Genomic DNA, 9,178 nt, shown 5'->3' on the forward strand with positions numbered 1-9,178 from the left:
GCAGAGTTTAGACATGGGGCGTGCTGATGTAAAATCAACTGTTTAGCGCTATTTAATTGTTTAAGGTGATGTGATGTTACGACCGCTTATCGTGGTTCTGGCGACCACTCTGGTACTGGCTGGATGCGGCAAAAGTGAAGAAGAGGAGCGCTTTCGTAAAGAGCTGATTGAGAAAGCACTCAATGATGACACCCGCAAGGCTGGTGATGCTTATCTTGCCGAAAATGCCAAGCGGGAGTCGGTGGTCGTGCTGCCCTCTGGATTGCAGTATGAGGTGCTTCGGGAAGGGCAGGGAGAGTCTCCCAAAGTAACGGATAATGTCGTTGTTCATTATGAAGGTACTCGTGTCGATGGGGTCGTATTTGACAGCTCCTGGCAGCGAGGAAAACCCGCTGAATTTCCATTGAACCGGGTGATCAGGGGTTGGACTGAAGGCCTGAGTCTGATGAAGGAGGGAGGTGTCAGAATGTTTTATATCCCGGCAGACCTGGCGTACGGCGCAACCAGTCCTTCAGAGTTGATTCCCGCGAATTCTGCGCTGGTGTTTAAGGTTGAGCTGCTGGAAGTGAAGAAAGAGGAAAACTAAAATGACACAGAATGAGTACAATCAGTCCCTGATCCGCTTTCTATCTGAATCTCCGACGCCATTTCATGCAGTAAAGGCGATGGCTTCGCGATTGCGGGAGGCTGGATTTGAGCCGTTGCGCGAAGCTGACGCATGGCAAACGGAGGCTGGCGGTCGGTACTACATCACCCGCAATGATTCATCTATTATCGCCTGGACCATGCCGGTAGAAGGGTCTCCGGCTGAAAATGGTTTTCGTATGGTGGGCGCCCATACGGACTCGCCGTGCCTTAAAGTTAAGCCTTCTCCTGAGTTACACCGAAACGGTTATTTTCAGCTGGGTGTGGAAGTTTATGGTGGAGTATTGCTGAACCCCTGGTTTGACCGTGACCTCTCGCTGGCCGGTCGTATCAGTTACCTGTCTGAAGCGGGTGTTGTTGAGCACCATCTGATCGATTTCCGCAAAGCCATCGCCATTATTCCGAGTCTGGCGATACATCTGGACCGGGAAGCCAATAGCAGTCGCGCCATCAATGCCCAGACTTATCTGCCTCCTGTGTTGGGGCGCACCGGTTCAAAGCCGGACTTTCGGGAGATTCTGAAGCAGAAGCTGATCGATGACGGTGTAGCAAATGTTGATCAGGTATTGGATTACGAGCTTTGCTTCTATGATGTCCAGTCTCCGGCAATGGTTGGTCTGAATGAAGAATTTATCGCTTCGGCGCGTCTGGATAATCTGCTGAGCTGCTTTATCGGGCTTCAGGCAATGCTGGAAGCAGATTCGCGAGAGGGCACGCTGCTGGTCTGTAATGATCATGAAGAGGTCGGCAGTATGTCTGCTGCGGGTGCTCAGGGACCGATGCTGAGCCAGATGCTGGAGCGCATTATGCCGCAGGCGGAAGAGCGGCACCGTGCTTTGTCCCGTTCCATGATGATTTCAGCGGACAATGCCCATGCGGTACACCCTAATTTCGCTGATAAACATGATGCTAATCATGGGCCGCTAATCAACCAGGGTGCGGTTATAAAACTGAACGCTAATCAGCGCTATGCCAGTAACAGTGAAACCAGCGCACTTTACCGCAAGCTGGCTGCAGAAGAGGAAGTGCCTGTACAGGCCTTTGTCGTGCGCAGTGATATGGCATGCGGCAGTACGATCGGTCCGATTACGGCGTCAGAGATCGGTGTCAAAACGCTGGATATCGGTGTTCCTCAGTTTGCGATGCATTCAATCCGGGAGCTGGCCGGTACCGCCGACGCTTATAACCTGAGTCGCGTATTAAGCCGATTCTATAAAGAACCGGAAGTCTGAGACCGGATTGGGGGGGTAACGCCCCCCCCAAGGCCTGATTGACCGACCTGCTGACCACTGAAGTGCTACAGGTCGGCCTTTTGGCCCACATCATATGTTAAGCCCCCAGCCCTTCTAAATTAGCTAAGACAGCTTTGCCCCTGATCGAGCCCGTCCTTCGTGATTATCAGGCCGTCCAGGATCTGCCGTCATTCTGTCCTGGAGGGCGGTAACAGGTCACATCTGCTTCCAGAGATCCGAGACTATATTTCCCCAATCATTTATCAATTTTCTGGTCCTGCTCTACTATGTAACGATGTAAGTTGAATTCTGTTGCTCTGTTTGAGCCCTAAATAAGGATATTGAAATTGAAGTCTTATTCAATTGACGAATGGATAGTTAAGGAGGGCAGATGGTAGCGGCAGGAAAGGTGTTTAATCGGGTACTTCCCCGAACTCTCGCGCTTTCGCTTCTCATCTCTCTGATTCTTCTGGCAGGACTTTTTTGTTTAAACCGTGTTGTCGATAAACGGGCGGTGTTATCGGATATTGATTCTGATATCGCACTGGTCGAGCTGGCTGCAGAGATTGGCGATCTGTTACATCAAGTTCAAAAGGAACGCGGCCTGACATCTGGCTTCTTAAACGGTGATGCCAGGAAATATCAAAAGGAAGTAAAGCTTCTGCGGGAAACCACGGATCAGTTTGCTGAGAAACTGCTAAAGCGCTCCGGGCAGATGAAAGAGTCTGTCCGGTTTCCCGGATTGCGCGCGATTCTCGATGGCATTCGTACTGATATCAAGCGCCTTCCATCTCTACGCTACGGACGTGTTGATCTGCGTCTGGCTGATAATCTCAAATCAGATCCATTTCAAAGTGGTGGCGTGTTTGACGCCTATACCGACATCAATACCAAGCTGTTGGAATCGGTTAAGCAGATAAGCTTCTATACCGAAAGAAGCCGGTTGATCGGTTCTCTGGCGAGCTATAGTAACTTGCTCTACTACAAAGAGTTGTTAGGGCAGGAAAGAGCAATTCTTGCGCGTGTCTTTGTTCAGGGAAGCTTTGAATCTGGCCTTTTCCGAAGAATTATCGAAACCTCGGCGCAGGAGAATGCTTACAAAGAGCTCTTCCTCTCGCTGGCTGATGATGAGGCTGTCAGCTTTTACAAGCAATCTGTTAATTCATCACTGATGCTCAGGGCAGATGAGATGCGTCGAAATGCACTGGCCAGTGCATCTACGGGGCTGTTTAAAGCGGATGGCAAGACATGGTGGGACACGCAAACTGCGCTAATTGACGAATATCGCAAGGTGCAGGGGTTCATAACAGCAGCAGAGTTGGCGAAGCTGGCTCAACTCAAGAAGCGCGTCGAACAGGGACTGGAGGCGTATTATTTCGCCGGTCTGGTTGCTGCTCTGGCATTGATCGGCAGTGTTGTTTTACTCATCGCCCGGCCAAAACACCATCGATCTGCAGATGAGCAGCAAAAAAGCTGGCGTTTTACCTTGGCGCATCTGGTGGGTGTGGCTCTGATTCTGTTGGTGAGCATGGGTTTGGTAATCAACTACTCCATCAGCAATGTCCGGCATAAGCTCACGGAGGAGGCTATTAGCACCTTGGGAGCCAGCGTATCCAGTGTCCACGGAACTTTACGAGAGATTTGGCTGGATGCGGTTTTTTCGGATGTAGAGCGCTGGGCGTCTGATCCCCTGGTTGTTTCTGGCGTAGAGGGACTATTGCAGGCACCGGCTAATCTCACTGCCCTGAGTAACCACCCGGCGCAAGCCGCCCTGCGAGAGTTTTTTGAGCCCCGTCTTAATCTGAGGAGTGGTAGAGGATTCATTATTGTTTCTCCGGACTACCGCAATGTTGCTTCAATGCAGGATAGCAATCTGGGGCATGTCAATCTGGCGATACAACACCGCCCCGGCCCGCTGAAAAAAGCACTGGCAGGTAAGTCTTCCTTCATTCCGCCGTTTCGATCCGATACTCCGTTGCGTAACGCCAAGGGGCAGTTGGTTGATGACGGACCAATTATGTTTGCGGCTTCACCGGTCTTCGATAACCGCGGCAAGGTTATGGCCATTTTGTTGATCCGGCTTGATCCTCTGGGTGACTTCTCGCAGATTCTGGCCAGCAGGCTTATCTGGAGTACCGGTGAAACATACGCATTTGACCGCCAGGGGCGAATGTTATCGCGAAGCCGCTTTGAATCTCAGTTATATGACCTCGGCCTGCTGGAGCGGGGCAAGAGCAGTATTCTCAACATCGATATCAGGGAGCCTGGTTCCGGCGATACCATTGGGCCGTTAACCAGAATGGCGCAGCGTGCAACCACCGGGCAGGATGGCAGTAGCCTGGAAGCCTATCCGGATTACCGGGGAGTCCCGGTGCTCGGTGCCTGGTTATGGGATGCTGAGCTGGGCCTGGGTATCGCAACTGAGGTCGACGAGAGTGAAGTCATTGATTCGACACGCCTGATTAGCAATTCGATGGTGCTTGAGTTTCTCTTGGCACTCTTGCTGGCACTGATCGCTATCGTAATTATCTATCGCTTACAGAAGCAGAATGTCTCTGTCCTGCTCGAAACCTTAAACGAGTCCCGTCAGCAGAAAGAACTGGCTGAAAGTACACTGGTCGAGCTAAAAGATGTCACGGACTATAACCGGGCTTTGTTCTTCGCTTCACCGATCGGCCTGGTGTTGTGTGATATGGAAGGGAAGCTGCTCGATGTTAATCCGGCTTTCCTCGGGATCATTGGTTATGAAGAGGCAGAAGCGAAAGCCCTGAGCTACTGGGATATCACCCCGAGGGAGTATGAACCTCAGGAGATGAAGCAGATCGACTCTATGGCCCAGACCGGGCGATACGGCCCTTATGAAAAAGAGTATCTGCATAAAGAAGGGCATCGAGTCCCCGTACTACTGGATGGATTGGTGATCGAACGGGGCAGCGAAAGCTTTATTCTGTCCTCGGTACAAAATATAACCGAGCGCAAAAAGGATGAGCTCGCCTTGATTCAGGCTCGTGAAGAGGCTGAGGCCGCCAATCAGGCCAAGTCCACGTTCCTGGCGACAATGAGCCACGAGATTCGCACGCCGCTGAATGGCATTGTCGGCACCATTGATATGCTGCGACATACCAATCTTGCCCGGAGGCAGCAAGTGATGCTGGGCACTGCCCATGAATCGGCTGCCATGCTGCAGGGCGTGATTGACGATATTCTGGATTTCTCGAAGATTGAGGCAGGTAAGCTTGTACTTGAGTATAACGAGCTCTCTTTAGAACAGTTAATCGAGAATGTTGGTGATGGGTTGCGCACGGTGGCTGCTGGGCGGCAGGTAGAGTTGCTGATCAATTGTGAGCCGGGCTTACCAATGGTGAAAGGAGACCCTGTACGGCTTAAGCAGATCCTGTTCAATCTGGTCGGTAATGCGATCAAGTTCAGCAGTGACATGCCGGACAGAAATGGTCGGGTGTTGCTCTGTGTTGAGATGATCGCGCAGGATGCTGATGAACTCCATATCCAGTTTCGTGTGAAGGATAACGGGATTGGAATGAGTCCCCAGGTGAAAAGCCGACTGTTCAAGCCGTTTATGCAGGGGGAAAAGACAATTACCAGGCGCTTCGGCGGTACCGGTTTGGGGTTGGTAATTACTCAGCGACTGGTTGATTTCATGGAGGGGCGTATCAGAGTCGCGAGTGAAGAAGGGGAGGGTTCTGAGTTTTCATTGACGCTTTCCCTGCAAAAGGCTTGTATCCCGGGGATACCGGAATTTGCGATATTGCAACAACTCAACCTGCTTCTGATCAGCACGGACCCTGATATTAAAAACATTGTAGAAAGCTATCTGGGGACGGCCGGGGCGAGAGTGTATGCCGCTGAGATAAGTGAAGCGGAGACTTATCTTGGTCAATTGATGGAGTCCGATATCGATTTCGGTGTGGTTATTGACTGTCGTGAAGACACCGGGTTGTTTGAGCTGGTAGAAGATAGCCTGTCCCGGCTCGGCTATAACGAAGATCTGCGCTTTGTCCTGCTTGGTAGTGGCAATGGTGGTTACATCCAGCAGCAGTTTGGAGAGGGTATCCGGCTTGATCCGAATGCATTAAGTCGCACCGTGCTTGTAAATGCTGTGGCGGCAGCGGCGGGGCGCAAATCGCCGGAGGTAGTCCAGCAGCAAGAAGAGCCGTGTTTGCTGGATGCACCAATGCTTACGTCGGAAGAGGCGAGAGCCGCTAAGCAGCTTATTCTGGTTGTCGACGACAATGAAACCAATCAAAAGGTAATCAGGCAGCAGCTGAATATGCTGGGTTACAACGTTGAGGTGGCTGGTGACGGCGTGGAAGCGCTGCAAATGTGGCGCAGTGATGTTTATCGCTTGGTTATGACCGACTGTCATATGCCCGAGATGGATGGTTACCAGTTAACCCGCTGTATCCGGCAGGAAGAAGCGGCCGGAGAGCGAATCCCGATTATTGCGATTACGGCTGATGCAATGAGAGGGACGGCGAGCCTTTGCTTCGAAGCCGGAATGGATGCTTATCTGACCAAACCGATGCAGTTGCACCAGATAAGGGATGCGTTAGATACATGGTTACCCGATTCTTCCGCAGCCCCGGTTAGGGAAGCTGTCATAGAGCCGGTCCCGACAGATGAGGCTGATGAGGTGGTTGACTCCCCCGTCGACCCGACAGCGCTTGGTGCAATGCTCGGGATTGATGATGTCGCTGAATTACTGGAGTTCTATCTGGACTACCAGCGCTCTGCCAACGTCAATCTCGCCGAAATGAAGGTTGCCTTTGCTGCCGGTGATGCAACCCAGGTTGGTCGGGTTGCTCATAATCTGAAGTCGACAGCGCGCTCTGTTGGGGCTGATCGACTCGCTGATTGTTGCCTGGCGCTGGAAAATGCAGGTAAGGCCTGCGATATGGAAGAGGTCAGTGAGCAGATGGAGCAGATTAGTTTGCTGTTTGCTGAAGTGGATACATGGATCGAGAATTACCAAAATACCTATGAAGACAAACAACCTGTGTAGTACCCAGTTGCTAAATCGCACCGTACTGGTTGTCGATGATGAACCATTCGTGTTGCGAACCACATCACATATGCTGAAAAAAATGGGCTTTGGTCATATCTCAACGGCGGAAAGTGTCGCCCAGGCCCGGCAGTGTATTGCTGATGCAATGCCGCCGGTTGCTCTTGCTCTGGTCGACCTGAATATGCCGGATGTCGATGGTGTTGAGTTTCTCAGGCATTTCGAGGAGATCAACTATCAGGGCTTTATTATTCTGATCAGCGGCGAGGACCGGCAGACGCTGAGTATGGCCGAAAATCTTGGTCGTCGACGCGGACTGTCGGTTCTCGGGGCGCTTAATAAGCCGGTCAGTGCTCATTGTTTGCAAGCTGTGCTGAAAAACCTTATTGCTTTCGATGAGCCCGCAAGACGGAGCGCCTCTTCTGCCGAAAGGCCTGAAGTAACCATCGATATGCTTGAAAGAGCGATTGATGCAGGGGAGTTGGAACCCTGGTTTCAGCCCAAAATCGATCTGAAAAGCCTGGAGCCCGTTGGTGTTGAGGCCCTGGTGCGATGGCCTACTTCCGGCCGCGGCATGATCTACCCGGATGAGTTTATACCTGTGGCCGAGAGGAGTGGCCTGATCGACAGGATGACTTTTCTGGTGGTGGAGAAGGCGTTGAAGGCTCAGATGCATTGGCAAAGCTGCGGGCTGAACCTCAGTACAGCCATCAATATTTCGATGGATAGCCTGCAAAACCTGGAGTTTCCTGACAGTCTGGGAACGCTTGTTTCACAGCTGGGTGGCGAGATTGGCGGATTGCACTTGGAAGTTACCGAAAGCCAGCTGGCTGAAGACCTGGCCCGGCCTCTTGAAGTGCTACTACGCTTGCGCCTGAAAAAAGTCAGGCTTTCGATCGATGACTTTGGAACTGGGCACTCAAATCTGACCCAGCTGCGAGACCTGCCCTTTGATGAGCTTAAGCTGGATCGAAGCTACGTTCAGGAAGCGCTGCGTGGCGGCAAGGCCGCGGCGATTCTGGAATCCAGTGTTGAGCTGGCCAAAAAGCTGGGTATGACGGTCGTTGCTGAGGGGGTTGAAACGCTGCAGGAGTGGCGTTGTGTCGAGCGTTTGGGTTGTGATCAGGTTCAGGGCTATTTTGCGGCCCGCCCGATGCCTGCTGAGGAGCTGCCCTTATGGGTAAATAACTGGGCTGAAAAGTGTCATCAGTTGTTAGAGCTTGAGACCTGATCCGGCCATCGATAGATCTGCAGTTGCAGCTGAGTGAGATGGCATAGAGGTGACAATAAAGGGACAAATCAGGAAGTCGTAAAGCATGTTGAATCAAAAGATTGAAAATCTGGAGTTACAACGGATTCTGGTCGTTGACGATAACGCTTTCATGCGAGCGGCCATCACCAAGGTACTGTCTAACCTTGGCTTTGAACATCTGGAGCAGGCTGAAAATGGGCAGGAAGCACTGGTCAAGTTGCAAGGATCTGAGATAGATCTGGTGCTTACCGACATTCAGATGCCTGAAGTAAATGGGCTGGAGTTTACCAAACGGGTGCGTTGTGGGCTGGCGGGCGCTGCAAGAAACCTTCCAATCATTGTGATCACCTCCTTTTCTGGCGATGACACGCTCAGTTCGGCATTGGCGCTGGATATTAATGGTTTTATCTCGAAGCCGTTTAAACCGATTACGGTGATTAAAAAAGTGGTGTTGGCCCTGGCCGAGGTGACTGCCCCGGATGGGAAGTCCGCCCTGAGTGAAAGGTACTTCGGGGTAGAGACGGATCTCGACGTCCTGTTACGTCCAAAAGAGGCTGAAGCTGCTGAGCCGGAAGAGGCCGAAGAGGAAGGTGGGCTGAGCCTCAAAGTTTATGAACTGCGGCCCAATATGCGTTTACTGCATGAAGTCAGGCACAAAAATGGCACCTTATTGCTGGCTGCTGGCTTCGAGTTAAAACAAGCGACTATCAACCGATTACTCGAACTACGCGAATCTCTGGCAGCCAAAAGCTTTCGGGTTGAATTACCGGAAGAGGAGTGCGACAAGGCGTAGCCATAGTCAAATAGCTATGACTGAAGGTGGCTTTCCGGCTGAAATGGCTGCCGTAAAGGTCAGTTCCGGCTGTATATTGCCTTGGCTGTTGCGCTACATGCCTGATGATGGACTGAATCTGATCAGCAGGTAGGGTGGTGGCGACTGTCACTGAGATGAATGGTCGGAGTGGAGGGATTCGAACCCCCGACCCTCTGCTCCCAAAGCAGATGCGCTACCAAGCTGCGCTACACTCC

5 protein-coding genes and 1 tRNA gene are annotated in these 9,178 nt (G+C 51.8%); 5 read left to right on the forward strand and 1 reads right to left on the reverse strand.

Annotated features, from left to right (window positions below; all coding sequences use genetic code 11):
* Positions 1 to 73: 73 nt before the first annotated feature.
* The 5 genes from Q354_RS0122720 to Q354_RS0122740 all read left to right on the forward strand — a co-directional run bounded on the left by Q354_RS0122720 (position 74) and on the right by Q354_RS0122740 (position 8,942).
* A complete protein-coding gene (locus Q354_RS0122720; protein WP_027859625.1) occupies positions 74 to 586 on the forward strand; it encodes an FKBP-type peptidyl-prolyl cis-trans isomerase in 513 nt (170 codons plus the stop codon).
* Position 587: 1 nt separating this feature from the next.
* A complete protein-coding gene (locus Q354_RS0122725; protein ID WP_027859626.1) occupies positions 588 to 1,877 on the forward strand; it encodes a M18 family aminopeptidase in 1,290 nt (429 codons plus the stop codon).
* A gap of 391 nt (positions 1,878 to 2,268) precedes the next feature.
* Entirely contained in the window at positions 2,269 to 6,897 is a 4,629-nt protein-coding gene (locus tag Q354_RS27730) for a nitrate- and nitrite sensing domain-containing protein (RefSeq protein WP_027859627.1), read from the forward strand.
* On the forward strand, positions 6,875 to 8,128 hold the full coding sequence (locus tag Q354_RS0122735; protein WP_036231284.1) for an EAL domain-containing response regulator: 1,254 nt from the start codon (positions 6,875 to 6,877) through the stop codon (positions 8,126 to 8,128). Before Q354_RS27730 ends, Q354_RS0122735 begins: the two co-directional genes overlap by 23 nt.
* A gap of 85 nt (positions 8,129 to 8,213) precedes the next feature.
* A complete protein-coding gene (locus Q354_RS0122740) occupies positions 8,214 to 8,942 on the forward strand; it encodes a response regulator (RefSeq protein ID WP_027859629.1) in 729 nt (242 codons plus the stop codon).
* Positions 8,943 to 9,102: 160 nt separating this feature from the next.
* Here Q354_RS0122740 and Q354_RS0122750 read toward each other — a convergent pair.
* Positions 9,103 to 9,178 (reverse strand) — tRNA-Pro (locus Q354_RS0122750).

The organism is Marinobacterium jannaschii DSM 6295, from assembly GCF_000620085.1.
In the GTDB taxonomy this organism is placed as follows: Bacteria; Pseudomonadota; Gammaproteobacteria; order Pseudomonadales; family Balneatricaceae; genus Pontibacterium; species Pontibacterium jannaschii.

What these genes read in the sequence shown, in the direction of transcription:
- Q354_RS27730 (WP_027859627.1), top strand. Translation starts at nt 2,269, where the DNA reads ATGGTAGCGGCAGGAAAGGTGTTTAATCGGGTACTTCCCCGAACTCTC.
- Q354_RS0122725 (WP_027859626.1), top strand. Translation starts at nt 588, where the DNA reads ATGACACAGAATGAGTACAATCAGTCCCTGATCCGCTTTCTATCTGAA.
- Q354_RS0122720 (WP_027859625.1), top strand. Translation starts at nt 74, where the DNA reads ATGTTACGACCGCTTATCGTGGTTCTGGCGACCACTCTGGTACTGGCT.
- Q354_RS0122740 (WP_027859629.1), top strand. Translation starts at nt 8,214, where the DNA reads ATGTTGAATCAAAAGATTGAAAATCTGGAGTTACAACGGATTCTGGTC.
- Q354_RS0122735 (WP_036231284.1), top strand. Translation starts at nt 6,875, where the DNA reads ATGAAGACAAACAACCTGTGTAGTACCCAGTTGCTAAATCGCACCGTA.